At 69.1% G+C, this 26,983-nt stretch carries 24 protein-coding genes and 2 pseudogenes; 4 read left to right on the forward strand and 22 right to left on the reverse strand.

The window, feature by feature from the left end; all coding sequences use genetic code 11:
- The 3 genes and pseudogenes from G481_RS0114500 to G481_RS25485 form a co-directional block, all read left to right on the forward strand.
- Positions 1-303 (forward strand): integrase core domain-containing protein (locus G481_RS0114500; RefSeq protein WP_035026220.1); only part of this gene is annotated, 303 nt, incomplete at its 5' end.
- Positions 304-369: 66 nt separating this feature from the next.
- Positions 370-573 (forward strand): annotated as a pseudogene (locus G481_RS25945) (DNA adenine methylase); the annotation flags it as partial.
- Between the two features lie 38 nt (positions 574-611).
- Positions 612-1,184, forward strand: a complete 573-nt coding sequence (locus G481_RS25485; protein WP_245594979.1) for a DNA cytosine methyltransferase — start codon at positions 612-614, stop codon at positions 1,182-1,184.
- Positions 1,185-2,011: 827 nt separating this feature from the next.
- Here G481_RS25485 and G481_RS26720 read toward each other — a convergent pair.
- The 8 genes and pseudogenes from G481_RS26720 to G481_RS0114545 form a co-directional block, all read right to left on the reverse strand.
- Positions 2,012-2,092, reverse strand: a pseudogene (locus G481_RS26720) (beta-ketoacyl-ACP reductase); the annotation flags it as partial.
- A gap of 141 nt (positions 2,093-2,233) precedes the next feature.
- Positions 2,234-3,643, reverse strand: coding sequence for an L-serine ammonia-lyase (locus tag G481_RS0114515; protein ID WP_028030684.1), 1,410 nt, complete (start codon positions 3,641-3,643; stop codon positions 2,234-2,236).
- Between the two features lie 32 nt (positions 3,644-3,675).
- Entirely contained in the window at positions 3,676-4,950 is a 1,275-nt protein-coding gene (locus G481_RS0114520) for an aromatic amino acid transport family protein (protein WP_028030685.1), read from the reverse strand.
- 83 nt (positions 4,951-5,033) lie between these two features.
- Positions 5,034-6,821 carry an acetyl/propionyl/methylcrotonyl-CoA carboxylase subunit alpha gene (locus G481_RS0114525; protein WP_211235211.1) on the reverse strand — a complete coding sequence of 596 codons (1,788 nt, stop codon included), beginning with the start codon at positions 6,819-6,821 and terminating at the stop codon, positions 5,034-5,036.
- Positions 6,818-8,392, reverse strand: a complete 1,575-nt coding sequence (locus tag G481_RS0114530) for a 5-oxoprolinase subunit B/C family protein (RefSeq protein WP_035026222.1) — start codon at positions 8,390-8,392, stop codon at positions 6,818-6,820. The genes G481_RS0114525 and G481_RS0114530 overlap by 4 nt, the downstream gene beginning before the upstream one ends.
- Positions 8,389-9,168 (reverse strand): putative hydro-lyase, encoded by a 780-nt coding sequence (locus G481_RS0114535; RefSeq protein ID WP_028030688.1) that lies wholly within the window; start codon positions 9,166-9,168, stop codon positions 8,389-8,391. Before G481_RS0114535 ends, G481_RS0114530 begins: the two co-directional genes overlap by 4 nt.
- Positions 9,165-9,926 carry a LamB/YcsF family protein gene (locus G481_RS0114540; RefSeq protein ID WP_425402467.1) on the reverse strand — a complete coding sequence of 254 codons (762 nt, stop codon included), beginning with the start codon at positions 9,924-9,926 and terminating at the stop codon, positions 9,165-9,167. Before G481_RS0114540 ends, G481_RS0114535 begins: the two co-directional genes overlap by 4 nt.
- Before the next feature lie 14 nt (positions 9,927-9,940).
- Positions 9,941-11,176: an NRAMP family divalent metal transporter gene (locus G481_RS0114545; protein WP_028030690.1), complete on the reverse strand. Its 1,236-nt coding sequence runs from the start codon at positions 11,174-11,176 to the stop codon at positions 9,941-9,943.
- Positions 11,177-11,387: 211 nt separating this feature from the next.
- Between G481_RS0114545 and G481_RS23930 the strand changes: the two genes are divergently transcribed.
- Positions 11,388-12,131 (forward strand): GntR family transcriptional regulator, encoded by a 744-nt coding sequence (locus tag G481_RS23930; RefSeq protein WP_084450941.1) that lies wholly within the window; start codon positions 11,388-11,390, stop codon positions 12,129-12,131.
- 382 nt (positions 12,132-12,513) lie between these two features.
- Here the strand turns inward: G481_RS23930 and G481_RS0114555 are convergent, their stop codons facing one another.
- The 14 genes from G481_RS0114555 to G481_RS0114620 form a co-directional block, all read right to left on the reverse strand.
- On the reverse strand, positions 12,514-13,542 hold the full coding sequence (locus tag G481_RS0114555) for an IS110 family RNA-guided transposase (RefSeq protein ID WP_028030691.1): 1,029 nt from the start codon (positions 13,540-13,542) through the stop codon (positions 12,514-12,516).
- Positions 13,543-13,991: 449 nt separating this feature from the next.
- Positions 13,992-14,666: a YcbK family protein gene (locus G481_RS0114560; protein WP_028030692.1), complete on the reverse strand. Its 675-nt coding sequence runs from the start codon at positions 14,664-14,666 to the stop codon at positions 13,992-13,994.
- A gap of 72 nt (positions 14,667-14,738) precedes the next feature.
- Complete coding sequence (locus G481_RS0114565; RefSeq protein ID WP_028030693.1) at positions 14,739-15,026, reverse strand: DUF6127 family protein; 288 nt, start codon at positions 15,024-15,026, stop codon at positions 14,739-14,741.
- Between the two features lie 19 nt (positions 15,027-15,045).
- Positions 15,046-16,122, reverse strand: coding sequence for a DUF2793 domain-containing protein (locus tag G481_RS0114570; protein ID WP_028030694.1), 1,077 nt, complete (start codon positions 16,120-16,122; stop codon positions 15,046-15,048).
- Between the two features lie 10 nt (positions 16,123-16,132).
- Positions 16,133-20,089: a baseplate multidomain protein megatron gene (locus G481_RS0114575; RefSeq protein WP_028030695.1), complete on the reverse strand. Its 3,957-nt coding sequence runs from the start codon at positions 20,087-20,089 to the stop codon at positions 16,133-16,135.
- 9 nt (positions 20,090-20,098) lie between these two features.
- Positions 20,099-20,533 (reverse strand): NlpC/P60 family protein, encoded by a 435-nt coding sequence (locus tag G481_RS0114580; RefSeq protein ID WP_028030696.1) that lies wholly within the window; start codon positions 20,531-20,533, stop codon positions 20,099-20,101.
- Positions 20,530-21,414: a DUF2163 domain-containing protein gene (locus G481_RS0114585; RefSeq protein ID WP_028030697.1), complete on the reverse strand. Its 885-nt coding sequence runs from the start codon at positions 21,412-21,414 to the stop codon at positions 20,530-20,532. Before G481_RS0114585 ends, G481_RS0114580 begins: the two co-directional genes overlap by 4 nt.
- Positions 21,411-22,037: a DUF2460 domain-containing protein gene (locus G481_RS0114590; RefSeq protein WP_028030698.1), complete on the reverse strand. Its 627-nt coding sequence runs from the start codon at positions 22,035-22,037 to the stop codon at positions 21,411-21,413. Before G481_RS0114590 ends, G481_RS0114585 begins: the two co-directional genes overlap by 4 nt.
- Positions 22,037-24,454, reverse strand: a complete 2,418-nt coding sequence (locus tag G481_RS0114595) for a phage tail tape measure C-terminal domain-containing protein (RefSeq protein WP_028030699.1) — start codon at positions 24,452-24,454, stop codon at positions 22,037-22,039. Before G481_RS0114595 ends, G481_RS0114590 begins: the two co-directional genes overlap by 1 nt.
- Positions 24,435-24,575 carry a DUF7697 family protein gene (locus G481_RS26725; RefSeq protein WP_169728718.1) on the reverse strand — a complete coding sequence of 47 codons (141 nt, stop codon included), beginning with the start codon at positions 24,573-24,575 and terminating at the stop codon, positions 24,435-24,437. Before G481_RS26725 ends, G481_RS0114595 begins: the two co-directional genes overlap by 20 nt.
- Before the next feature lie 98 nt (positions 24,576-24,673).
- Positions 24,674-25,129, reverse strand: a complete 456-nt coding sequence (locus G481_RS0114605; RefSeq protein WP_028030701.1) for a hypothetical protein — start codon at positions 25,127-25,129, stop codon at positions 24,674-24,676.
- A gap of 2 nt (positions 25,130-25,131) precedes the next feature.
- Entirely contained in the window at positions 25,132-26,073 is a 942-nt protein-coding gene (locus tag G481_RS0114610; RefSeq protein ID WP_028030702.1) for a phage tail tube protein, read from the reverse strand.
- Between the two features lie 24 nt (positions 26,074-26,097).
- Positions 26,098-26,514 (reverse strand): hypothetical protein, encoded by a 417-nt coding sequence (locus G481_RS0114615; protein WP_028030703.1) that lies wholly within the window; start codon positions 26,512-26,514, stop codon positions 26,098-26,100.
- On the reverse strand, positions 26,511-26,936 hold the full coding sequence (locus tag G481_RS0114620) for a MerR family transcriptional regulator (protein WP_028030704.1): 426 nt from the start codon (positions 26,934-26,936) through the stop codon (positions 26,511-26,513). Before G481_RS0114620 ends, G481_RS0114615 begins: the two co-directional genes overlap by 4 nt.
- Positions 26,937-26,983 lie beyond the last annotated feature (47 nt).

Consider the following 26,983-nt stretch of genomic DNA (forward strand, 5'->3'; position numbering starts at 1 on the left):
AGCCAGTATCTGTCAATCAAATACACCGAGCGACTGGCCGAAGCGGGCATCGAGCCCTCTGTCGGCAGCGTCGGCGACAGTTATGACAATGCGCTTGCTGAGACGATCAACGGCCTCTTCAAAGCCGAAGTCATTCACCGCCGTGGCCCGTGGCGCAGCTTCGAAGCCGTCGAATATGCAACCCTCGAATGGGTGGACTGGTTCAACAACCGCCGCCTGCTCGAGCCGATCGGGAACATCCCGCCCGCAGAAGCCGAGGCAAACTTCTACGCAACTCTGGAAACAGAACCCATGGCCGCGTAACTAACCGAAATCAGCCTCCGGAGAACCCGGTGCGGTTCAATCACCACCCGGTCGGGATCGTCGGGCATCGAATGCCTCGACTTCGGCGAGTTCCTGCGCCGCTACGACAGTCCCGGCACGCTGTTCTATCTCGACCCGCCCTATTGGGGGTCCGAGGGCGATTACGGCAAGGCGCTCTTCGCCCGCGCCGACTTCCAGCGGCTGGCCGACCAGTTGGCGGCCATACGGGGGCAGTTCCTCATGTCGATCAACGATGTGCCCGAGATCCGCACCATGTTCCTCGGCACCTGTGGCCCGATGTTGCCCGGATCGTCCGCGAGGTTGGCCCCGAATGGTGCTTCTTCGAGAACGTCCCCGGCCATCTGTCCCTTGGTCTGCGAGACGTCGCCGGAGAGCTTCAGGGCATGGGCTACCGGATTGCAGCATGCGTCCTATCAGCGGCGGAGGTCGGCGCATCGCACATCCGCGAACGGCTGTTCCTTCTGGCCCACGCCCACCTTCAAGTCGGCCGGGAACCGGGCCTGCATCCGCCTGAGTCCCGAACGGGGAGTGGAATTCAGGACCGACCAGAACCAGACCGGCAGCCAGGTCGGCCTGCGCAATGCGGCGCTGTCTTGGTCGCTGATGTGGCAGCTGATGAGGGCGGCGGGCTGGACACCGCAGCGCCCGACCTCTTCCCACCGATGCCGGGTGATCTTGCTGAATGGGGAGAAACACTCCGCCGGCACCCTCACCTTGAACCCGGCATTCAGCGACTGGATGATGGGCTGGCCCCCTGGCTGGACCGATCCGCTGCAGCCGGTAACGGGGTGGTCCCGCTGGCTGCAGCACGCGCGTGGCGCCATCTGAAGGCAGCTCTTCTACGCGAAAATCCGTTGTAGGTTCGCCGAGGCGACATACGGCCCTAGATACTGTGCAAGCGTCTGGAATTCATGGAGTTTTCCGAACCTACAAGTGCACGGTGGAACTTACGGCCTCGGTTGTAGGTTCCGACCGCGCGGCCTCGGCCCCTCAGGCCGCCACCATGGCCGATTTCCCGTTATTTTCTTGTGGGTTAACACCGACCCTCTGGGCATCTGCATTTGCGCCCATGTCAGCATTAAACTCTCGTTGAAGGCCAGTTTAAGCTGTCACTGCAAGACATGGGACATCAGGGCCTCGTGATCCGCAAATCCGCTGTATCTCCCTGATTCTCCGGTGATTTTCAGCTGATCCCACCAAATCCCAGCTGTTCCCGGATCACTGCAGATCTTCGTGTCTCACAACACAGCTACGGGCGGTTGGAAAAATTTTCCGTCCGAAAGCTGGCGCACCGCCGTCCGAAAGCTGGCGAACCGCTACAACTGCAAGTATTGGTGTCTCATAACATCGGTGATCCTGTATAAGGCGGCATCCACCGGATTAAGGCGCGTCGACAAGCCTCAGGTCCAGCGATCAAGAAATGTGGGGCTGAGTGTGGGACCGTGAGGGGTGTTGCTGGCAATCTTAAATGGAATCAATATCTTGCGAGATAATTTGGCGGAGGGGATGGGCCTGAGAGACAACCTTCTCCATCTAGGGAAAGTCATCGCAGGGTGAGTTGAGGCCAGCCTTTCGGACGTAATATCAGTCTATTACGAGAAGTCGCCGCTAACGCGGCCGACTTGATGCGTCCGCTCGTGCGGGATGTTGATGATTTGACGCCAGCACACGAAATGGCGCTCATAGCATCGGCAGTGAAACTCGAGGCGGCCTCGTCGTTGCCGGCGTAGTCGGCCGCGACCGCATAGCCGGCGTCAATGAGCGCGATCGAAGCCGCAGGCGACGGCGCGCTTGCGCGTCACGCTCGCATGACCGCGTTTTCCCGAACTCACGCGAACCCGTAATTCGGCTTCTGCTCGGTCGAGTTGAGCCACGCAGGTGGACCACGGGCCGTGCCGCCGCGCGCAAGTCAGCATTCCGGAAAATTCACGGCGAGGCCGCCAAGCGAGGTTTCCTTATACTTCTCACGCATGTCTAGCCCCGTCTGCCGCATGGTCTCAATACAATTGTCCAGCGGCATGAAGTGGGTTCCGTCGCCGTGCAGCGCCAGCGAGGCTGCCGAGACCGCTTTGATCGCGCCGAGCCCGTTGCGCTCAATGCAGGGAACCTGCACCAAGCCCCTCACCGGATCGCACGTCATGCCGAGGTGGTGCTCAAGCGCGATCTCGGCGGCATTCTCGACTTGGGCGTTGGTCCCGCCGAGCGCCGCGCACAGGCCTGCGGCGGCCATCGCAGAGGCCGCGCCGACCTCGGCCTGGCAGCCGAGCTCGGCGCCCGAGATCGAGGCGTTCTCCTTGACGATACCGCCGATCGCCGCCGCGGTCAGCAGGAAGGCCTCGATCCCGGCGTCGGTCGCGCCGACGCAGTGGCCGCGGTAGTAGCGGATCACCGCCGGCACCACGCCGGCGGCGCCGTTGGTCGGCGAGGTCACGACCCGCCCGCCGGCGGCGTTCTCCTCGTTCACCGCCAGCGCGTAGGCGGCGAGCCAATCGTTGACCGCGTGCGGCTGCGCCGAGTTCGAACCCTTCGCCGCCACGAGATGATCGTGGATCGCCTTGGCCCGCCGCCTGACCCGCAGCCCTCCCGGCAACTCGCCCTCCGTCCTGAGCCCGCGGTCGATGCAGTCCTGCATGGTGGCGTGCAGCGCGGCGAGCCCCTGGCGCACCGCGTCGGGGCTGCGCGTGGCCTCCTCGTTGGCCCGCTTCATCTCGGCGATGGTTCTGCCGGACTCGTCGCCCATCCTCAGCATCTGCGCTGCGTTACCGAACGGATAGGGGTAGGCGAGCGCTTCCTGCTTGTCGTCCAGACGGGCGGTCTTCTCCGCCCGCTGCGCAAGCAGCTCGGTCTCGGTGGCAATGAAGCCGCCTCCGGTCGAGTAGTAGGTCTCTTCGAGCAGGACCTCGCCTTCGCGCAGCGCCCTCAGCTTCATGCCGTTGGCGTGTAGCGCGAGCGGCGGGCCATAGTCGAAGATGACGTGGCGCTCGGGATCGAAGGCCACCTCGGGCAGACCGGGCGGCGCGATCCGCCCGGTCGCGCGCATCTCGGCCAGCCGGGCCTCGGCGGCGTCGGCGTCGAGGCTCGCCGGCTCGAACCCCATCAGCCCGAGTATCACTGCACGGTCAGTGGCGTGCCCCTTCCCGGTGAACGCCAGCGAGCCGTAAAGCTGAGCCTCGAGCCCCGTGAGCGTCGCCGGATCGAAGGCGGCGCCGCCGTCCTGCACCGCCTTCAGGAACGCCGCCGCCGCCGTCATCGGTCCCATGGTGTGGGACGACGACGGGCCGACGCCGATCTTGAAGATGTCGAACACGCTGATGAACATGTTTCCCCCTTCCGCCGGTCGGCCTGCGGCGATCAGCCGAAAATGCTGTAGAGGATGCCGGACATGGCGATGAGGCCCGCGACGACGACGAACACGTTGCTGATCTGTCCACGGTACTTCGCGAGCGCGGGCACCTTGTAGATCGCGTACATCGGCATGAGGTAGAGGATCGCCGCGATCACCGGCCCCGCCAGCGTCTCGATGATGCCGAGGATGCTGGGGTTGAGGATCGCCACGCCCCAGGTCGTCAGGAACATGAAGACGGCGATGGCCTTGACGAGCGCCGGATCGGCGATCTTGCGCGCGTCGGGATCATACTGGCCGCGGACGATGCCGTGCAGCCCCTCGGTCGCGCCGAGGTAGTGGCCGAAGAACGAGGACACGATGGCCAGGAACGCGATGATCGGGCCGAAATAGGCGATGAACGGGCTGCCGTGCACATTGGCCAGATAGGACAGCACCGGCAGGTTCTGCGCCTTCGCCTCGGCCAGCTGCGTCGGGCCGAGCGCCAGCACGCAGGAGAACACGAACAGCATGACGAAGCCGACCAGCACGGTCGCGGTCCGGCCGAGGATCTTGTCCGCCTTTTCCGCCGCATCGGATCCATAGTCCCGCTTCAGCGAAACCGAGAACTGCGAGATCGCCGGGGAGTGGTTGAAGGCGAAGACCAGCACGGGGATCGTCAGCCAGACCGTCGCCAGCATGCTGCCGGGGGACGAGACCTGCGTCACGGTGGAGAGGTCCCAGCTCGGGATCAGATAGAGCGACAGGAGCACGAGGATCGCCGCGAGCGGATAGACCAGCGCTTCGGTCACGCGCAGCATGATCTCCTGCCCGGCCATCATCACGGCCATCATTCCCGCGACCAGCAGGCCGGAAAGAATCCAGCGCGGGAGCGGGTCCATGCCGAGCTGGTTGACCATGAAGCTGTCGAAGGTGTTGGTGATGCCGACGCCGTAGATCAGGACGATCGGGTAGATCGCCAGGAAGTAGAGAATCGTGATCGCCTTGCCGGCGCCGGATCCGAAATGCTCGACGACCACCTGGGTGATGTCGCTGCCCGGGATCGCGGACGAGCACACGAACCGCGACAACCCGCGATGCGACAGATAGGTCATCGGTCCGATCAGGACGGCCATGATGATCAAGGGCCAGAAGCCGCCGCTCCCCGCGTTGATCGGCAGGAAGAGAATGCCGGCGCCGACCGCGGTTCCGAACAGGCTCAGGACCCATTTCGTATCGTGCTTCGACCAGGCTAGCGGCTTCGCGCCCTTGTTCGCCATCATGGCGTCGGTTTGGCTTGTCACGACGTCCTCCTCCTCCGCTTCTATTTTGTCTTTGCAGGCGGCGTTCCGCCGCCTGGTTCTCTCCCTCGGTCCCTGCGCGCGCCTCAGGCCGGCTCGATGCGCGCGAGGGGCGCGCCGAAGCCGATGGGCTTGCCCGCCTCGGCCAGATGCCGAAGCCGGCCGGAGCGCGGCGCCTCGACCCGCGTCTCCATCTTCATCGCCTCCATCACCGCGATCACCTCGCCGGCGGCGACCTCCGCCCCGTCCTCAGCCTGCCAGACCTGCAGCGTTCCGGCAACAGGGGCCGTCACGACGTCCTGGCCTGCCGCCCCCGGCGCCTCCGCCGCCGCGGCAGCGCCGGGACCGGAACCGGAACCGGCGGCGAGCATCCCCGCCGGCAGGCCGATCTCGACGCGCCGGCCGTCGATCTCGATCGCGAAGCGCAGGAACGGCGCGGTCGCCGCCGGGGTCACCCGCGCCTCCCCGCCGATGGCCGCGAGCCGGTCGGCGAAATCCGTCTCGATCCAGCGGGTGTGGACGGCGAAGTCGCCCCCCTCGGCGCGGAACTCGGGCGCCGCGATCGCCGCGCGGTGGAAGGGCAGGACCGAGGCGACGCCGCCGATCTGGAACTCCGCCAGGGCGCGCCCCGCTCTCGCGAGCGCCTCCGTGCGCGTGGCGCCGGTCACGACGAGCTTCGCCATCAGCGAGTCGAAGCTGCCCGGCACCACCGAACCGGCGACGACGCCGCTGTCGAGCCGGACGCCGGGGCCGCCAGGCGCGTCCCAATCCGTCACCGGTCCCGGCGTCGGCAGGAAACCGCGGGCCGGGTCCTCGGCGTTGATGCGGAACTCGATCGCATGGCCGAGGGGCGCCGGGACCTCCTCGTCGGCGAGCCGCGCGCCGGCAGCCACGGCGATCATCGCGCGCACCAGGTCGACGCCGGTCGTCTCCTCGGTCACCGGATGCTCCACCTGGAGCCGGGTGTTGACCTCAAGGAACGAGAGCGTGCCGTTCGCCGAGAGCAGGAACTCAACGGTGCCGGCCCCACTGTAGCCTGCATGGGCGCAGATCGCCCGGGCGGAGGCGTGGATGCGGGCGCGCTGCTCCTCGGTGATGAAGGGCGCGGGCGCCTCCTCGATGAGCTTCTGGTTGCGCCGTTGCAGCGAACAGTCGCGGGTGCCGAGCACCTTGACCTGCCCGTGCCGGTCGCCGAGCACCTGCGCCTCGATATGCCGGGGCCGGTCGAGGAACTGCTCGATATAGCATTCGCCGCGGCCGAAGGCGGTCAGCGCCTCGCGCGTGGCGGACTCGAAGAGCTCCTCGACCTCCTCAAGATTCCAGGCGACCTTCATGCCGCGCCCGCCGCCGCCATGGGCGGCCTTTATGGCGACGGGCAGGCCATGCGCCTCGGCAAAGGCGCGGGCCTCGGCCGGGGTGGCGACCGGGCCGGGGGTGCCGGCAACCAGCGGCGCGCCGACCGCCTCGGCGATGCGCCGCGCTTCGATCTTGTCGCCGAGCGCCTCAATCACGTGGGGATCGGGGCCGACCCAAATCAGGCCGGCTTCCTGCACGGCGCGGGCGAATTCGGCGCGCTCCGACAGGAAGCCGTAACCCGGATGCACCGCGTCGGCGCCCGCGCGCAAGGCGATGGCGATGAGCTTGGCCGCGTCGAGATAGGTCTCCGCCGGGCGTTCGCCGCCGAGCGGATACGCCTCGTCGGCGAGCCGGACGAAGAGCGCGTCGCGGTCGCTGTCGGCATAGGCGACGATCGGGACGATCCCCTCGTCACGGCAGGCGCGGATGACCCGAACGGCGATCTCGCTGCGATTGGCGATGAACAGGCGGCGGATCGGACGCAGCGCGGCGCCGGGCTCGAACAGGGTCGTCGTCATGGCGTGGCCTCGATCGGGCTGAAGGGATGGTCGGCGGTGAAGCGGATGCGCGCGCCGGGGGGGATCTGTCCGGCGAGCGGCAGCGCGTCGGGCAGCACGGTGGCAATGACCGGATAGCCGCCGGTCAGCGGATGGTCGGCGAGGAACAGCACCGGCTGGCCGGAATGCGGCACCTGGATCGCGCCGTGCTCGGTCCCCTCGGACGGCAGTTCGCGCGCGTCGTCGCGCACGAGCGGGTCGCCGGCGAGCCGGACGCCGACGCGCGAGGATTGCGCCGTCACCTCCCAGTCCTGGGCAAGCAGCAGCGCCACCGCAGCGTCCGGGAACCAGTCGGCGCGTGGGCCGAGGGTGACGGGCAGCAGGACCGTCTCGCCGGCAGCGGGCAGCCACGTGTGCGCGGCGGGCTCGCCGTCGACGGCGAGCGCTGGGTTGTCGGCGAAGCCGATCGCGGCGCCGGCGCCGAGCGGGTCCGGGCCGATCCCCGCGAGTGTGTCGGTCGCGGCCGAGCCGAGCAGGCGCGGCGCGTCGAAGCCGCCGCGCCGCGCGAGATAGCTGCGCATGCCGCGGGCGGGCGGCGGAATCACCAGAACCTCGCCGGGATCGAGCGCGAAGGGGCGGGTCACGTCGACGGGGATGCGCGCGGGGCCGGCCTCGATCTCGGCCCGGTCGGCGGCGCCGTCGAGCACGAGCGTCGCGGGCGCATCGACGCTGAGCCGCGTCGGGCCGAGCGTGATTTCGAGCGCCGCGGCGTCGGGCGGGTTGCCGGCGCGGCGATTGGCGCGCCGCAGGCTCGGCAGGTCCATCGCGCCGGAGCCGGAGATGCCATGCGCCGCCTGACCGGACCGCCCGGCGTCCTGCACCAGCACAGGGAAAGCCGTCGCGACCACCCGCAGCCCTACGACGGAGGCGGGGCGCTCGGCCGGGGCGGCCGGCGTCGCATGCACGGCGCTACGCCGTTCGACGAAGCGCACGCGCCCGCCGGGGCGCAGCAGCGCCGGGGGGTTACGCGCGAGGTCCCACATCGGCGTCGGCGTGGTCCCGATCAGTTGCCAGCCGCCCGGGCTCGCCTTCGGGTAGACGCCGCAGAACCGTCCCGCCAGCCCCACGGCGCCCGCGGGGATGCGCGCCCGAGGGCTCGCGCGCCGCGGCAGGTCGAACCGGGGATCCTCGCAGGTCATGTAGGCGAAGCCTGGAGCGAAGCCGCAGAACGCCACCTGCCAGGTCGCCGCCTGATGCGCCGCGATGACCTCCGCCACGGTCAGGTCGAGATGGGCGGCGACCTCGGCGAGATCCTCGCCGTCGTAGACCATGGGGATCTCGATCGCCTTCGCCGTGTCCTCGCGCCGGGCCGTCGCGAGGGACGCCCGCGCCGTGATCGCCGCCGCAAGCCGGCCGTCGGCGGCGGCGCCGGGCGCGGCGCGCACCAGCAGCGTGCGCGCGGCGGGGATCACCTCGGCGACGCCGGGGACCGGATCGGCGACCAGCGCGTCGAAAAGCGCAAGCGTCGCCGCGAGATCGGGCAGCTCCACGAGGAGCGCGCGCGGGCCGACGGGCAGAAACCGCAGCGTCATGCCTGCCACTCCCGATCGGGGACGTCGCTGACGAACATGTGCCCGGGCGCGTGGGTGATCGCGAAGGGCGGCCTTGAGGCCATCACCGCCGCCTGCGGGGTCACGCCGCAGGCCCAGAAGACCGGGATCTCGCCGGGCCGTATCGAGACCGGATCGCCGAAATCCGGCCGGCCGAGATCGGCGATGCCGAGCGCCTCGGGCGCGCCGACATGCACCGGCGCGCCATGCACCGCCGGATAGCGGCCCGAGATCGTCACCGCCTCGGCGACGCGATCGGCGGGGATCGGCCGCATCGAGACGACCAGCGGGCCGGCGAGCCGCCCGGCCGGCCGACAGGGCCGGTCGGTGAGATACATCGGCACGTTGCAGCCCTGCGCGATGTGGCGGATCTCGATGCCGGCCTGCATCAGCGGCGCCTCGAAGGTGAAGGAGCAGCCGATCAGGAACGTCACCAGATCGGGATGCTCGGCCCAGACCGCGTGCGCGTCGGCGGTTTCCTCGGCCAGCGCGCCGTCGCGCCAGACGCGGTAGCGCGGCAGGTCGCGGCGCAGGTCGGCGCCGGGGGCGAGCGCGGTCTCGAAACCGCCGGGCTCGGTGACGTCGAGCACCGGGCAGGGCTTGGGGTTGCGCTGCGCGAAGAGCAGGAAGTCCCACGCCCAGTCCTTGGGCAGGGCGATGAGGTTGCACTGGGTGAATCCCGTGGCGTGGCCCGAGGTCGGCGCGGCCCAGCCCGCGCGACAGGCGGCGCGCAGCTCGGCGGGGGTCTGGTAGGTCATCGGGCGGCCTCGTGGAACGGGGCGATCGACACGCCCGCCGCGACGAGCCGGTCGCGGATGCGCCGGGCCAACGTCACCGCGGCCGGGTTGTCGCCATGCACGCAGATGCTCTGGGCGTCGAGGCGCAGGAGCGAGCCGTCCGCGGCTTCGATCGTGCCTTCGGTCGCGAGGCGCAGCATGCGCTCCGCGACTTGCTCGGGATCGTGCAGCACCGCGCCCGGCTCGCGCCGGGACACGAGCGCGCCCGCGGCGGTATAGCCGCGATCGGCGAAGGCCTCGGCCGCCACGGTCAGGCCCGCGGCGCGGGCGCGCTCCAGGATCGACGCGCCGGCGAGGCCCATCAGGATCAACGCCGGATCGACGGCGCGGATGCCTGCGATGACCGCGTCGCCTTGGGCCGCGTCCTCGGCGATGGTGTTGTAGAGCGCGCCATGCGGCTTGACGTAGGTGACCCGCGTCCCAGCCGCCGCCGCCAGCCCCTGCAGGGCGCCGATCTGATAGATGACGTCGGCCTCGAGTTCGGCCGGGGTCACGTCCATCTTCCGGCGCCCGAAGCCGACGCGGTCGGGATAGGAGACATGCGCCCCGACCGCGACGCCGCGCCGCGCCGCCTCGCGCAGGGTCGAGAGAATGGTCAGGGGGTCGCCGGCGTGAAAGCCGCAGGCAACGTTGGCGGAGCTGACGATCGCGAGCATCGCCGCGTCGTCCCCCATCCGCCAGGCCCCGAAGCCTTCACCGAGATCGCTGTTGAGATCCATGGCCATTTCTTCCGTCAGACGCCGAGAAAGGCGAAGATCGTGCTGACCGACCGCAGACCCATGTACCAGGTCAGCGCGCAGACGATGACGCTGAGCGCGAGCAGCGGCCGGCTGTACCGGTGGCCGCCCATCAGGTCGGACCGCGCGAAGCCGATATAGGTGAAGATCGTCAGGCCGATCGGCAGGATCAGCCCGTTGAAGCCGCCGGCGAAGACCAGCAAGGCGGCGGGCGCCGTGCCGAGTGCGAGATAGATCGCGAGCGACACCGCGATGAAAAGGACAGTGGCGATGTTGCGCGCGCGGTCGTCCATCGGGCGGAAAACGGTCATGAAGCTGACCGATGTGTAGGCGGCCCCGATGACCGAGGTGATGGCCGCCGCCCAGAAGATGATCCCGAACACCCTCAGGCCCCACTGGCCGGCCGCCGCCTGGAACGCCTGGGCCGCCGGGTTCGCGGTCTGCGAGGCGAGGTCGAGCGTGACGCCCGAGGCCGTGACCCCGAGGATCGCGAGGAACAGCACGAACCGCATGACGCCCGTCACGGCGATGCCCGACAGCGCGCCGCGCGTGATGGCGGGCAGGTTCGCAGCGCCCGTGAAGCCCTTGTCGAGCAGCCGATGCGCGCCGGCGTAGGTGATGTAGCCGCCGACCGTGCCCCCGACGATCGTCGTGATCGCGGCGAAGTCGATGGTCGAGGGCAGCACGGTCTGTCGCAGCGCCTCGCCGACCGGCGGGTTCGAGACGATGGCCACGAACACCGTCATCGCGATCATCAGGATCCCGAGCACGACGATGATCCGGTCGAGCAGCAACCCCGCGCGGTGCGACAGGAATATCCCGATGGCGAGCAGCGCCGACAGGCCGCCGCCGATCTTGGGGTCGAGCCCGATCATCGCGTTGAGCCCGAGTCCGCTGCCGGCGATGTTGCCGACGTTGAACACCATGCCGCCGAAGATCACGAGAGCCGACAGCAGGTAGCCGGCGCCGGGGATGGCGTCGTTCGCGGTCTCGGACGCGCGCTTGCCGGTCAGCGCGGTGATCCGCCAGATGTTCATCTGCACGACGAAGTCGATGATGACCGAGGCGAGGATCGCGAAGGCGAAGGCCGACCCGAGGCGCGCGGTGAAGGTCGCGGTCTGGGTGATGAAGCCCGGACCGATTGCCGAGGTCGCCATCAGGAAGATGGCGGCGATCAGGCCGCCGCGCAGCGTGGCTCCCGATGCGGTGACATGGGGGGAGAGTTCGCTCATTGCCGGGCTCCACGCTTGCAGATTCGGAATGACGGCTTTGTGCTAGACGCAAGGCGATTCGTCAATTATTCTCCTGCCTCCACCTATATTTCGTTGAACAATCTTGTGGCATATGCGCTATGCGCGTGAGCGAAATGCTCAAACACGGTGATGCTCCACGTGACATGGCGCGGGGAATCCTCGTAAAATGCGCCGACAGATGAGGTGCAGAATGAGCGACCGAAAGCCAGGAATCGATGCCGCCGCGCCGCTTGTCGAGCAAATTGCGGCGCAACTCCGCACGATGGCGACGGAGGGGGAACTGACGCCCGGAGAACGTCTTTCTGAGGCCCGACTGTCTGCCGATCTCGGTGTCTCGCGGAACACGTTGCGCGAGTCCTTCCGGTTGCTCACGCGCGAGGGGTTGGCGCGCTATGAGCCAAACCGCGGCGTGTTCGTTGCAATCCCCTCGATGCCGGCCATCATCGACATCTACCGTGTGCGACGTCTGATCGAGATCCCGGCGCTTGCCCAGGCCTGGCCGAAGCACGCCGCAGTCGCGGCTATGCGCGCCGCTGTGGTGGCAGCCGAGGCCGCGCGCGAGCGTGGAGACTGGCGCGCGGTCGGCTCCGCCAACATGGTGTTTCACGGCGCGGTCGTCGCGCTGATCGACAGTCCGCGTCTGACGGCCTTTTTTGCTCAGGTCGTCGCCGAACTCCGCCTCGCCTTCGGCCTCCTCCCCGACCCGGAACTCCTGCACGAGCCCTTTATCGCCGAGAACGCGGCCATCCTTGCCGCCGTTGACCGGGACGATGCAAAGGGCGCGGCCAAGTTGCTCGCTGGCTACCTGGACCGTTCCGAAGGGGTTGTTCTCGCAGCCTTCGCGCGGCTGGAAGATCGACGGGTGACGCCGACACCGCGTGATGCGCCGCGGCGTCGGGTCAGCACAGCCTCATGGAGAGCAACCGGTGCCTAGCCTCGTTGGGACCCCGATTGAGTACAAGTGAGGCCAAGATCGGGCGTATCGTGCAGCCACTCATCTGCTGCAACTGCGTGTTTGGTCACGCAGTGCGCCGTAGTCGCTTCTGTGGTTGCCGCCCGTGATGCAAGAGGCTCCTTTCCATCTGTTCGCGTGATCGAGTGCGGTCTTCTGTGAGGCCTTCCCGTGCGGCGCTCTCGAAGGCCGCTGGCCGGCATGGTGATCCGCGGATCGGGTCCAAATCTCAGCAACGAGCTTCGAAGCTCGAGCGACTACGCTGGTTTTCCCGGTCCGGATCTTTCGATCCTTGCGCCCATACGGGTCGTTGCCTTCTCACACCCCCTTCACCGGTGCGGGGCTGCGCTGCCTCGCCTTTCGGTCATGCAGCCGCGGCCCGCGCCGGATCGTGATAATCCTCTTTCTTGGTCATCATGGCCCAGATCGCGCGCGCCATCTTGTTGGCCAGCGCGATCGCGACCAGCATCCTCGGCTTCCTCGCCAGCATCCTGGCAAGCCAGGAGCCCTCCGGAATCGATCGGCGCCCCAAAGGCGTCAGGCGCGCCATCGCGCCGATGATCAGCAGTCGCCGAATATCGGCCTGGCCCGCCTTCGAGACTCGGCCGAGCCGCTCCTTGCCTCCGGAGGAATGCTGGCGCGGCACAAGGCCGAGCCATGACGCGAAGTCGCGTCCGCGGTGGAACTGCGTCATCTCCGGCGCGAAGGCCTCGACCGCCAGTGCGGTCAGCGGGCCGATGCCCGGCATGGTCTGCAGCCGGCGCGCGGTGTCGGTCCCGGCCGACAGCGTCCTGATCCTGCGGGTCCGCTCGTCGATGCGGGCGGTCTTCTCGTCGATCTGCGCGAGCAGATCCCGGCACTCATCCCGCACCAGCTCCGGCAGGTCCGCATCCGAGGCGTCGAGGATGGCCACGATCCTCCTGATGTGAGCGATACCTTGCGGAACCGTATGACCATACTCGTAGAGCGTCGTGCGCAACGCGTTCACTAGCTCCGTGCGCTGATGAACCAAGCGCTCGCGGCAGCGGAACAGCACGGCCCGCGCCTGCTGGTCCGCCGTCTTCGGCGCGACGAACCGCATCTCCGGCCGCTGCGCCGCGACGACGATCGCCTCGGCGTCGGCAGCGTCGTTCTTCTGCCGCTTGACAAACGGTCGGACATACTGCGGCGCGACGAGCCGCACTTCGTGGCCGAGAGCCGCCATCTCCCGCGCCCAGTAGCTCCCGCTCGGGCAGGCCTCGAAGACCACGACAGCCGGGGCCTGCGCCGCCATGAACGCCCGGAACTGTTCGCGCGTCAGCTTGCGGCGGAACTGCACCTCGCCGCGCATCGTGGCGCCGTGGACCTGGAAGACGCGCTTTGCCAGGTCCACCCCGATCATCGTATCCTTCATCTTGCCGCCCTTTCCACTTCGTGGCTGTCACAACACCACCCTGGCACATTGCGATGCCGTCTGGGGAGGGCGGCAACCACCCCATCTCAGCATCTCGGCAATAGCCGAACCGACCGGCAATGAGTTCAGTTCCTCTGCGGCTCGCGCCTGGACCTCCCTGCTATGCAACGACGAAGGGACACGTGCCGGGAACACCTTCTTTAAAACCGACCGTCACGCAGCCGTTCAGCATGCTCGTCGCGATCGCGAGGACGGCGCGCGGCGGCTTCCAGCATTTGGCATTGGACGTTCATTGGCCTTCTCTGTGGTCTCAAGGCGTTCTGCCAGCCACACCCGCGCACTCGCCGGAGCGGCGCAGGGCCGGCAGGAGCACGGCGAGTATGAGGCGCCGTAGCGGAGCGCCGCGCGCGCCCATGCTGACCCGGCGAGCGTCGTGAAGAGCCCGCCACTCACCGCCGCCCCCGCTTCCAGTCGTCGAGGCGGGCGTAGATCGTGACGCCGATCCCGCCGAGCGCAACGGCGATGAACACCCAGCGCAGCGTGTCGAGATACGGCACGAGAGGCAGGATGGCGGATTGCGTCTCGGCCAGGACGCTCTGCGCGATCTCGACACCCGCCGCGCCCAGCGTCGCCACTCCGGCCGCACCACCACCTTTCATCGTGCGGCTGTCGGCCAGCACCTCGCGCGCGGGCGGCGTCTCCGCCGCGAAGGCAGTCGCCCGGATCGGGAACCGCTCGCCCCACTGCCGCGCGGGGCCGAGGTCGACATGGATGAACCCCGAGCGCGGATAGAAGCCGAAGCCGAGGAACCCAACCTCCCGCGCTGCCGCCTCGAACGTCATCGGGGCGTGGTTCGCCATGGAGATGTCGAAGGCGGCGCCGTCGAGGTGCTTGGAGCGGGTCGCGCCGCCGACGGTGCGGTTGTGCTCGGGGCTTCGATAGGCGGAGCGGACGATCAGCGGCTTTCCCAGCCGGTCGCGCAGCGCCTGCAGCCTGTCGAGCGCGGGTTCGTTGAGCAGCAGCTTGCCGGTGCCCCGACATGCGATCTCGGCGGGGGAGAAGTTGGGCCAGCGCCAGGCGCTTTCCCGCACGTCTCGCCAATGGCGGTGGAAGGTCGTGGTCATGGGGTCCTCCAAAACAAAAAACCTGCCTCAAGGGCGGGTGCGGTTGGACTGATGAATGGTGATGGAGCGCGGCTACGGGCTGCCGCCGAAGATCTTCAGCTTGATCGCGATGCCCGCGAGCAGCGCCAGCATCACGCCGGTGGTGATCATGCGGACGGCGGTCTGCATCGCGGTGCGGCGGACCAGCCGGATGCAGTCCACCAGGGAGCGCAGATCGCGGATGTCGAGCGCGGCCTCGTCGCCGTCGAGACCGACATCGGAGAGCGCTCGCTTCGCGCCTTCCTCGGCCGCCCGCGTCAGGATCGCCTCGAACTCGGCGTCGGGCATGCGCACGAAGCCCTCGGATCGGGGTGGGTTCATAGGATCCTCCTTCCGCCGCTCAGCCGATCTTGCAGCCCCAGAAGGAGGTGTGGTCGGCGGCGAAGTAGCCGTCCGCGACCCGGAAATACCCCTGCAGCTCGACGGTATCGCCCGCGGTGAGCGGGACCATGGTCTGCAGCCAGATGGCGGTGGCGAGCGAGACGTGGGTGGCGGAGATTTCGCCGAGGGAGCCGCGGATTTCGGTCGTGCCGTTCAGCACGAGCCGCCCGCGCATGCGGGCCGTGGCGCTGGCGTTGATCTTGTAGAGCAGCGTCGCGCCGAAGAGGTAGGTCCCGTCCGAGGGCGCCACGAAGTAATTGTTCCCGGCGTCGAAGGCCCCCTGGTCGTTGTAGTCGGTGTTGTTGAGGCCGATCTTCGTCCAGGTCCCGACGCCGACATAGTTGTCGTAGTTGGTGTACGCCTTGAAGCGGGGCAGCCGGGGCTGGTCGACGATGCCGTTCGCGTTGTCGACGCTGAGCCCATCGAAGAACGTGCTGCCGTCGGCGGAGACCGCGAGGCGGAAACGGTCGGAGCCGAAGAGCCCCACCAGCGCCTTGGTCACGAAGTTGGTCTGCAGCGTAAGGCCGAGGTCGTCGCCCGCAGCCTCCTTGTTCATGGTATAGAACAGATCGCCGGTGCCGCCCTCAGCCACGGTCTTCGCCGTCCAGAGTGCGGCGTTCAGCTTGGCCGAGAACGGGTTCGACGCATCCGCGGTGGTCCCGAGCCCGAGCAGTGCGAGGTTCTGCAGCGCGTCCGGGGTGGTCCCGACCCAGCCCGCGCCGTCGTAGACCAGCAGCAGGCCCTCGTCCTCGACCCACGCCCGCCAGCCGGTCCGCGGCGGCAGGCGCAGCCAGGCGCCATCGGTCCAGAGCGCGACGTTCAGGTCCCGCCCCGCCCAGTCGCCCGTCGCGCCCGAGCCAACGATGTAGCAGTCGCCGTCGGCGGGAGAACCGGGCGGCGCCGTCAGGTCGCGGTCGAGAACCGAGAGCTGGACGAGCCCGTCGAGAATCCGCAGCGCCTCGTTGTGGGTGACGTGCTTCTGGGCCTGCGCCGCCATGATATAGGGCAGCAGGAGATGGGAGGTGGCGTCGGACATGGGTTGGCCTTCAGAGTGTCAGCGTGACGGTTTTGGGCGCGCCCCGTCCCACGAGGGCGGAGAGCTGATGGATGCGGATGTCGAGCGTGTTGCCCGGGCCGAGCAACGCGCCCCAGTCGCCGGTCTGCTGGGCGGCGGAGTAGAGCGCGCTGGTCGTGGTCGTGCTCAGCACCCGCTTCACGGTTGCGCCGTCGAGGATCTCCACCTCGTAGGCTTCCAGTTCCTCGGTCAGAGGCACCTCAAGCCCGCCCCAGCTGTCGGCCGCCAGCGCGCGGGACCGGCGCGTCCAGCGGATCGTCAGATCGCCGGGCGTGCGCGGTGAGCGCCATGGCTGCTCGACATGCGCGACGGAGAAGGGTCGCAGCCCGACGCCCTTGGGCGCGAAGGACTGCGCGACATAGGTCTCGTCGCTGACCGGGCGGCTCGCCGGGCCAATGCGCCAGTTCCACGGGATGCCGAGATCGGCCTCGGCGATGGGCAGTGACGCAAGCGCGGTGTCCAGAACCACGATCCGCGCGCCAGCGGGCGCCGGGTTGCCAATGGCGCCCTCGGTGCCGCGCTGACCGCGCAGGAGCCGCGTCAGTCTATAGCGGCCGGGCGCCAGCAGCTCCGCCGCGCCCGCCTGCACGATCTCCCACACGCCGGGCGCGCTTTCGATCGCGAGCGCGTTGGCGCCGCCGAAGAGCGTCAGGTCCGTGACGCTTTCCAGCGTCCCGGTTAGCAGATCGACCATCAGTGCATTGCCCAGGTCGAAGCGCGACGTGGGCCCCGCGTAGAAGTCCGAGACCAGTGTCCCGATCCGGGCGCGGCTGCCAAACGTGGTCAGCAACTCGAACCCATCGGTCGAAGGACTGCGGAACACCGCCATCTCGCCCGGCCAAGGCACTGCGTGCGCCGCAATCAGCGGCCGATGCGCGGGCTGGTCCTCGGTCAGCTGCGGCAGGTCCATCAGCACCGCGTCCGGCGCGCCGAACACGACTGCCCGCGTCAGCGAGGCCGCGCGGGGATCGCCGGGCGGCAGGTCGTAGGTCGCCCGGTCCTGGCGGACCGCCTCGATGCCGCGGGCCTCGGCATCTGCAATCGAGACGAGCCGCAGATCGACCAGCCGCCCGTCATGCGCGAGCCGGATCGCGTCGGCCGGATCGAGCGCCAGGCGCGAGGGCGGCAGACGGAACGCCGCCGTCTCGCGCCCCACCCACGCCGCCCGGCGGCAGCGGCGCTCGGCCTCCTCGGGCGGCACCGCCATCGGGAAGCTCTCGGACGCGATCCGCGTCGTGTCCACGGTGATGCGCCGCGCCTCGACGAGAGCGGCGTCGTAATCCTCGTCGGCGCGCGCGATCTGCCATTTCAGCGCCTGCGGCAGTTCGGTCTCCTGGCCGCGGGTCAGTTCCAGCAGGTCGCCCTCGCGGGGGGCGACCAGATCGTCGGGCGCAAGCGTGGCGACGGAGGCCCGGCCGCGCATGATGAAACGGATCACGCCCTCGGTCTCCACGGCATCGAAGCCGAAATGCCGCGACAGCGTTGTGATCGAGGCGCGCGGGCTTTCCAGCGCCGTGATGGCGTAGCCCTCGACCGCACCCCAAAGCCCGGTGACGTCGATCCGGGACACGGGCAGCCCGGCCCGCAGGCAGAGGTGGCGGACCAGAGCCGCCAGCGACACCGCCCCGAGGCGGCCCGTCAGCCAGTGGCCGAGCCGCCAGTTCGCGCCGTCCGTCCAGACGTCGGTCAGTGCGGGGAAGAACGGATAGGGCCGCGCGTCCCAGGTCCAGGCGGCGCATTCGGGGACATGCACCATCCGGCCGCCGTAGACAGACGACACGGGGTTGTTCGCGGCCTCGCCCCACCAGAGGTACGTCGCCTCAAGATAGGCGCGCTGGATGGCGTCGTCCCGCCAGCCCCGCGAGAAATGCGGCGTGAAGCTCTCCGAGGACTTCGGGTCGAAGAAGACGTTCGGCTGGTTGGTCCCACGGTCGATGGCCGGACAGCCGAGCTCGGTGAACCAGATCGGCTTGGACTGCGGCGCCCACGCCGTCGGCGTCCCGCTCTCCACCCCGCCCGGGCGGTCATGGTGCGCGTTCGACCACCAGGCGCGCAGATCCTTGTAGCGGAAGACCCATGGCTTGCCGGCGGCACCGTCGGTGATCGGGGTCCGCACCTGCGCGGTGCGATCCGCCGCGCTGGCATAGAACCAGTCGAAGCCTTCGCCGCCCGCGATGTTGCCCTGCAGGTAGGCACGGTCGTAGATTGCGGGCCAGCCCTCAGCCGCGTCGGCATGCTCAAACCCGTCGCGCCAGTCCGAGAGCGGCATGTAGTTGTCGATCCCGACGAAATCGATCTCCGGATCGGCCCAGAGCGGATCGAGGTGGAAGTACACGTCGCCCGAGCCGTCGCCCGGCTGGTGCCCAAAGTACTCCGACCAGTCGGCGGCGTAGCCGATCTTCGTCCCGGACCCGAGGATCGAGCGGACATCCGCGAGCAGGTCCCGATAGGCCTGCACCGCCGGATAGGTGCTGGCTCCAGAACGGATCGTCGTCAGCCCCGGCATCTCGGTGCCGATAAGGAAAGCGTCGACCACGCCCGCCGCCGCGCAGAGGTGGGCATAGTGCAGCACCATGCGCCGCAGCCCCCAGTCGCCGGGCGATCCGGTCCAGCTGACGCTCTCGCCCGAGACGCTGAAGCTCGCGGGCGTCGCCGCGCCGAACAGCGCCGCGACCTGGCTTGCGGCCGTCGCCGTCTTGTCCGCTGTCCCGGCGTAGCCAGCAGCCGGAGAACAGGTGATCCGCCCCCGCCAGGGAAAGGCAGGCTGGCCCGTCTCGGCGGCGTTGTCGGAATAGGGGTTCGGCAGCGTGTTGCCGGGGGGCACGTCCATCAGGATGAACGGGTAGAAGGTCACCCGCAGCCCGCGCGCCTTCATCTCCTGGATCGCCTGGACCACCGCGAAGTCGGACGGCGTGCCGCCATAGACCGGGCGGTCCTTGTCGTCGCGGCTGACGAGGAAGGCATCGGCGCGGCTCACACCGTTCACCGCCCAACTGGCGGGCGTGGTGGATTTGGCCGAGACCTCGACGCCCGGCCGCACCTTGCAGGATCCCGCCCGCAGATCGTCGCCGAACCACGCCACCACGAGGCTGACGCTCTGGACCGCGGGCGCCATCGCCCGCAGCCGGTCCAGCGCCTCCACCATGTCGGTGGAATCGGCCAGCGCGTTCAGGTTCTCGGGCACCGTCGCGCCGCCATCGGTCTTGCGGATGGCCTGCGTGGCATAGGTGAATTCGCCGGACGCCGGGATCATGGTGACGGCGCGGGTCAGTCCCTCGGCGGTGTCGGGATCGGCGAGCGGGCGGAACACCTCGAAGGAGAGCTGCGGCAGACGGTTGCCATAGGTCGAGAGCGCCAGTTCCTCGAAGACCACGTAGGCCGTACCACGATAGGCGGGCGTGCTGGCCGCGCCCATCCTGGCCGCGATGAACGGGTCCGCCGTCTGAGCCTCGTCACCGGGATACCAGCGCCAGGTGACGCCGGAGAGGTCCATCGGCTTGCCGTCGGCCCAGATGCGCCCGATCCCGGTGATTGGCCCCTCGCAGAGCGCGACGGCGAAACTGGCGTAGTAGAGATACTCGGTGGTCTTGACCTTGCCGCCCCCGCCGCCCTTGCCGCCACCCTGCGTGGTGGTCTTCGTCTCCTCGCGGAAATCTGTCGCCCAGATGATGTTGCCGCCCAGCCGCATGCGGCCATAGAGCCGGGGGATGACTGCGCCTTCGGTGGCTGAAGTGATGCGCAGCGTGTCGAGCCGCGCGCCCTCGATGCGCTGCGTGGGCGCCAGCGACGAGATGATCCAGCTGTCGACGACCGAGCCGATGGTCGAGCCGATGAACCCGCCGATGGTGGCGGCGCTGACGCCGAGGATCGCGCCGCCGATCGAACCGCCAATGGCGGCGCCGGCGGCACCGAGAACAAGCGTTGCCATGTCGGGGTCTCAGCGTTGCGGGAACAGGAAGGCGAAGGCGATGCGCCGCCGCCAGGATGGGATGAGCGGTTCCTCGATCACGCCGAGCCGCTCATAGGCGTGGAGGAAGCTGTCGGGCGCGGTCAGGACCCCGACATGCTTCGCGATGGCACGGGGCTTCATGCGGAAGAGGACCAGCGCGCCCGGACACGCCTCGGCGAGCGGCATCTCGATCATCATGGCGCGCGCACCCTCGGCCAGCACCTCGCGCGGGCCGGTCTCGCCCCAGTCGCGACTGTAGGCCGGGATCGGGAACGGCTCTGGACCCACAACCTCGCGCCAGACGCCCCGGGCGAGCCCGAGGCAATCGCAGCCGACACCGCGCAGGCTCGCCTGGTCGTGGTACGGCGTGCCGAGCCAGGAGCGCGCGATGGCGATGACGCGGGTGGGATCGGCGGAGGTCACAACACGGACCCTTCGTGCCCGCCATCCTTGGTGGCGTAGCGGAGAACGGCGTCTTGGCCGGGTATGTGCGGGAAACCTCGGAAGTTGGCGGTATTGGCGAACTTGGCCCCGCAGGTCTCGATGCGCTTGTCGCAGCCCGCGCGGATGGTGAAGGCATCGCCCTCGGCGATCGCGCGCACGGGGGCCTCGAGCAAGGTCAGGATCGCGACTCCGTCCGTCACGTCGTGGCCTAGCACCTCGGTGCGCCGCCCCGCGTTCGCACCGCTCGTCCATTCGAGCGTGCCGAAGGTGAACCAGCCGGACGTGAATGCGCCCAGCCCCGAGGCGGTGAAGGCCCGGTCGCGCAGGAGATCGATCACGGCACCGGTGCCCTTGAAGGCCGGATCCTCGAGATCGACGCCGCAGCGCGCGTCCCCGAGCGCAGCATCGCAGGTCGCCTGAAAGGTTCGCCCGACCGTCTGGCCGAGCACATGGGCGAGCGAGCGGACTTCGGCGACGAAGGCGAGCCGCCCGCGCCGGATCTGTCCGATGGCGCCTCGCCGCATCAGCACGCGCTGGCTCGTGTCAGCCCAGTTCACGCGCCAGACTTCGACCTCGGCGTTGTCCCAGCGGCCGTCGAGAATGTCGGTCTCGGTGATCCGGTCCGAGGTCAGCACACCCTCGGCATCCTGCGCATCGACCGACAGGTCCGAGCCCGACCGCACCTCGGACGCCGTGAGCCCGCTCTCGGGCTCGAAGGCCGTGCCATCGAAGCTCAGCGTCCGGTCATGGTCGGTGAAGCCGAAGGTGACGCCATCGGCGCGCGTGATCCGCCAGCACCACGCGAGCGTGGTCCTGCCGTCGTCGAGATGGGCCTGCAGGGCGGGAGCGAGGGTCTTCATCGGCGCAGTTCCAGAAGCGGAATGGAGGTGATCGAGCCGAGCCGCTCAAGGTCGAGCGTCACGTCGAGCACGTCGGTGTCGAAGCGGACCGGCACGTCGAACTCGAAGCCTGCGGTGATGGCGACGCCAGCACCCGGCGCAGCGCTGAAGGTGACGACGCCTGTGGCGGTGTCGACCGACCAGCCGGAGAGCTGCTCGACGCCCGCCAGCGCGATGCGCACGGTTCCGGTCACCGGCTTCGCGATAGCTCGCGTCCAGGATTGCGCGCCCGAGGCGTAGCGCTTCGCCAACTGGAAGGCGGTCGTCGCGCCGTCGCCGGTGCCGATGGCCTGGTCGGTGGGCAATGGCGTCTGGGACGGCAGGCACGACTTGAAGTCGCCCCAGTCCTTGAAACGGAAGCCATGCAGGCGGCCGTTTCGCGCCTCGAAGAAGGCGACGACCGCTGCCAGGTCGTCCGCGCGGCGGATGCCGTAGGCGACGTCGTAGCGGCGGCGCGAGTTGGCCCAGCTGGCGTTGCGCTCCTCGTCGCCCGAGGCGAGCTCGACGATCTGCGTGCGCCGCTCCGGCCCGCCCCGCGCGCCACGACTGATGTTGTCGGGAAACCGGACCTCGTGAAATGCCATCACATGCCCCTCCGCCCGAGCGAGACGGCGCGGGCGATGTCGGCGGCGACCTGCGTGCGCGACTGGCGGAAGCTCTCGGCGTCGCGCGCCAAGATGGTGACGTTGACCCCGCCGCCCGCGCCGTAAGCCTGCGCCTCCCGCCGCGACAGCACCCGCTCACCGCGCTGCAGGATCGCGGGCACCTCGTCGTGGCGGAGGCCAGCGATGCCGCCGCCATGCATTCGGGGCGCGGTGGCGAAGGCCATGGCAGGCACCATGCGCGAGGGCCCGGCCGATCCGACCATCCCGCCCGCATGCAGGACGTTCGCGAAAATGCCGCCCGCCCCGGAGAACACGCCTGAGAGCGCATTGGCGATCGGCCCGAGGATGAACCGCCGCGCCGCGAGCTGGGCGAGATCGGCCAGCAGCGAGGTGACGAGGTCGCGGAAGTTCAGCTTGCCGGTCTTCACGAACTGGCCCACCGCGTTCTCGGCCGACTGGAAGGCGCCGACGAGGCTCTGGCCGATGTCGCCACCGATGTCGCGGGCCTTGCTGGCGTAGTCCGACAGCGCCGCCGTGACGGCCTGCCAACCGGTGACGGCAGCTTCGGTCGCGGGCTCTGCCGCAGCGGCTGCAGCCCCGGCCGCTGCGCCGGCACCCGTCGCGGCGCGCCCGGCTTCACCAAGCGCCGTCTCCAGCCGCTCGGCAGCACCCGTGGCCTCGGTCAGGGCATCCGCGCTCGCCTCGTCGGTGCCGCGCACCGCATCGCGCAGCGCCTGCCAGCTTTCCAGAGGGGCGCGGGCGCCGTCCGCAAGATCGCGCGCGGCGCCCCGATAGAGGTTGGCGGACTCGAGTGCCCGGTTCGCCGCCTCCGTGAGTCCGAGATCGGGCGCGGTAAGCGGTTTGTTCTCGAAGGCCCGGTCGAACGCCGCCTGCGCCGCCGTCGTGGCGGCCGTTGCCGCCCCTTCGAAGCGGTTCTCGATCTGCCCAAGGTCGAGATCGGGGATGACGGAGATACGTCGCTCGGACCCGAGGGCTTCGAGCCCCTGATTGATGCCGCCGATGAAGCCGTTGATGCGCGAGACCACGCCGTTCAGCATCGCCTCGACGCCGTCGACCAGGCTGTTCGCCGCCTGGAACGCCAGATCCCCGATGGCGGCGGGCAGCAGGCCCCAGATCGCCTTGATCGCCTCGTAGGCGCCCTCGAATGTATTTGCCGCGGTGTTGCCGAAACCGACGACGCTCCCGATGGCGCTCTGCATGCCCGAGGCGGCGTCGGCCTTCAGGTCGAAGAACATCGCCGTTGCCGCGGCCCCGGCCGCAGCGGCGCCCATCCTGATCCGCTCCCAGACCTCGACGGCCAGGTCCTTCAGGAGCGACATCGCCTCGCCAAACCCGCTCGCGCCCGAGACGAGACGGGTGAACTGGTAGACGAGCTCGCCCGCGCCGACGATGAGCGCCCCGATGCCGGTCCGGATCAGCGCCCCGCGCAGGACGACCAGCGCCGTGGCGAGGCCCCGGACCGAGAGCGCGGCAGCGACCATCCCCGCCACCCAGCGGCCCGCGAGGAAGGCCGCGAAGGTGGCTGCATAGGTGGCCAGACGGCCGATGTTGTCGAAAAGACCGCGGATCGCGATGCCGAGCGGCCCGGTGCGGCTGGCAACCGCCGCCATGGCGTCGGCGACGGCTTCGAGCGCCGGAGCAGCGGCGACGGCAAGCTGGTTCGACAGCCCCCGCCAGATCAGCCCGAGCCGGGAGATCGCATCGTTGGTCCGCTCGATCTGGTCGGCATCCTGCTCGGAGACGACGACCCCGAAGGCGAGGACGTCCTCGGTCGCCTGGCGCAGCGTCGCGGTGTCGATCCGGCTCATCGCGATGGAGCCTTCCTCACCGAAAAGCTGGCCCGCAACGGCAGCGCGCTCGGCGGCGGGCACGAAGTCCTCGATCGCGGCGTTGATCGCGCCGACCCGCTGGTCCAGCGGCAGGGCGATCAGGTCGGTGGCCGACAGCCCCAGCCGGTCGAGCGCGTCGGCGGCGGGGCCGGTCCCGGCCGCCGCCTGGCTGAGACGGCGCGTCAGATCCTTCGTCGCCTGCTCGATGCCGGACATGGAGACGCCCGCCAGTTCGCCCGCGCGCTCCAGCGTCTGGATCGAGGCGACCGTCGTGTCGAGCGACTGCGCGAGCTTGGCCTGCGCATCGACGCTCTGCAGCCCGGACCGGATCATCGCCACGCCAGCGGCGGCGGCAGCCGCCACGGCGGCGGCCGCCGCAACCCGCACCCGCCGCGAGAAGGCCGCGAGCCGAGCGTTGGCCGCTTCCATCTCCCGGCTCAGCCGTCCGAAGCCGCGCGACCCGGCGTCACCGACACCCTCCAGTTCCGCGCGCACCTGCCGTCCGCCCACGGCCGCGAGGCGGACGCTAACCCGTTTTTCCGCCATGGGAGTGATCCATCTGTTCGTTGAGTTTGGTGACCATCACCGCCTCGATGACGGGCAGCAGTTCGGCCATGGCGAGCGGCGGCACGCCGAGGGCGTCACCAAGCGCCAGCGCCGCCGACATGTCCCAGCCGATCACGGCGTCGGGCAGGACACGCAGCTGGCCGCCGAGCCGACCGACCAGGTCCCAGACCTGCCAGCCCTCGAAGGTCTCGGGGCGATTCAGCCGCGCCGGGCAGTCCGAGCAGGCTTGCTCGCGGCCCTCGTAGGGTGCGCAGGCTTGGCAGTATCGCTCGCCCCCGCCGAAGGACCATTCGGCGAGAGCGCGGAGGCGTTTTTTTCCTGTTCCAGCAGCAGACCCTTCGAGACGTAGGTCAGCTGGAAAGCCTCGAAGATCGGCCAGACGTCGAGGAGCGCGTCGATGGCCTCTGGGCTCGGGTCGATGGCGTTGCCGTCGGCGTCGCCGATGCCCTCCCAGGCGAGCACCGCCCGCCGCGCGAGAGCCTTGGCGAACGCGACGGCGCGTTCCTCGTCCGAGGCCTCCTCGGGCACAGCCTCGACGGCCGGGTCGCTGCGCGTCGCCACCATCAGCGCCGTGGTCAGTGGGCGCAGCTGCACCCGAACGCCAGGGGCGAGGTCATGCCAGCGCGGGGCATTGGTCAGGTCAAGCGTCAGCATCCTCAATACACCTCTATGTCGTTGATCAGGGTTGCGGTGCACATCCGGCCGACGACGCTGTCGCGGGCGGCCTGCCAGTCGAAGGTCGCCTGCACGCCCTGCGGTCCGGAAATCTCGATGCGCGGGCGTGGCAGGTAGACGGCGTGCACGGTGAAGGTGAAGCTCTCGCCCGAGGGCAGGACGTAGCCGAATTCCATCTCGCAGGCCTCGCCGTTGATCGCCTGCGTCACCAGCGTCTGGTCGGCGAAGCGCACCTCGATCCGGCCGGTGAGCGCGGCGATGGACGGGTCCGCGCCGTCGATGCGGCCGTCCGAGCGGATGGTCTCGATACGGTCGAGGTTGTTGGCATAGGTGATCTCGGCCGAGACGACGTTGCCGAGCGCGGTGCCGTTGCGGCTGATCGCGCCGTTGAAATGGCCAAAGCGCTTCAGCTCCAGCGCCGCGGGCGTTCCGGCGCTGGTCGTCGTGCCCACGGTCTCGCCCTGCGCCACCAGCCGTGCGGTTGCGGTCAGCAGGCCGGAGCGCTGCATCTGCCAGGTGATCTGGTCGAGCACGCAGCCGGAATACATCGCGTACCGCGGCACCTCCGGCATGCCGGTCTCGATCGACATGCTCGGCAGAGTCCAGGACCCGGACTGGAACTCGTGGGTGTACGGGGCCTCCGCGCCCGTGGTCGTGGGCGTGCCGAAGGCGGCCTTCAGCCAGAATCCGAAGGCCTCGGCGTCGAGTGGGACCACGACATCGCCATCGGCCGTCACCGCGTCCTTGATCGGCGCCAGCGGATCGCGGCCGTAGCCGAGCAGTTCCGAGTTCAGCAGCGGTTGCTCGGCACCGAGCGAGGTGCTGGCGAAGGGCATACGGGTGAAGCCGCTCACGGGCGGCGTTCCATAGGTCGTCTCGAACGCAAGCGCCATCAGCGCCCGCGCCCCCTGGGCTCGTGCCATGGTATTCTCCTCGGGTTGTCGGGATCAGCCGAGCGGATCGGCCGTGGAATAGTGCAGCACCACCGGGATCACGGCCGCCTTCAGGCTGGCCGCGCCTTCGACGGGCAGATCGACCGGCCGTGGCGCTTCCGCTTCGACCCAGTCGCAGAGCCCGCCCATTGTGCGGTCGGCGGCGAGCGCCGTGCCGATGCTGGCGGTCAACGTGTCGAAGGCGGCGTCACGGTCAGCGCCCTGCACGACCGCCTCGATCTCGGCGCGGTGCTGGTAGTGGTAGCGCAGCGGAGAGAGCGTGACCTCCGGCTCACCCGGCTCGCCATCGCGCAGGATCAGCAGCCCCTCGGCCGGGATACGTTCGGGCAGTACCTCACCGCGCAGGGCGGCGGCGGGGAACGCCGAGACCCGCGCGTGCAGCGCGGTGAGGATGGTTTCGCGAGGTGTCATGGGTCGGCCGAGTTGGAAATCGCGTCGAGCACCGGACAGTCGGGGACTTCGGCGCCCGAACACCTGGATGCGGTTGCAGCGAGGACGGTTTCGATACGCCGAAGATCCGCGATCTTCGCCCGCACGTCCGCAAGGTGGCGCTCCGTCCGCTCCTTGACCTCGGCGCAGGTCGGCGCGGTTCCGTCTTCGAGCCCCATCAGCCCGCGAATGTCCTCCATAGAGAATCCGAGTTCGCGGGCGCGCAGGATGAAGCGCAAGCGCGTTGCGTGTGCGGCGGAATAGATGCGGTAGCCGGCATCCGTGCGGGGCGGGTCGGGCAGAAGGTCGGTTTTCTCGTAATAGCGGATCGTCTCGATATTGCAGCCGGTCGTCCGGGCAAGATCGCCGCGTGTGAAACCGCTCTCGCGCTCGTGATCTGACATGCAATTTTTCCTCTTGAGCCTGTAGTTGCTACAGACCCTACACATCT

Origin of the sequence: Gemmobacter nectariphilus DSM 15620 (assembly GCF_000429765.1) — a bacterium.
GTDB classification, from domain to species: Bacteria; Pseudomonadota; Alphaproteobacteria; order Rhodobacterales; family Rhodobacteraceae; genus Wagnerdoeblera; species Wagnerdoeblera nectariphila.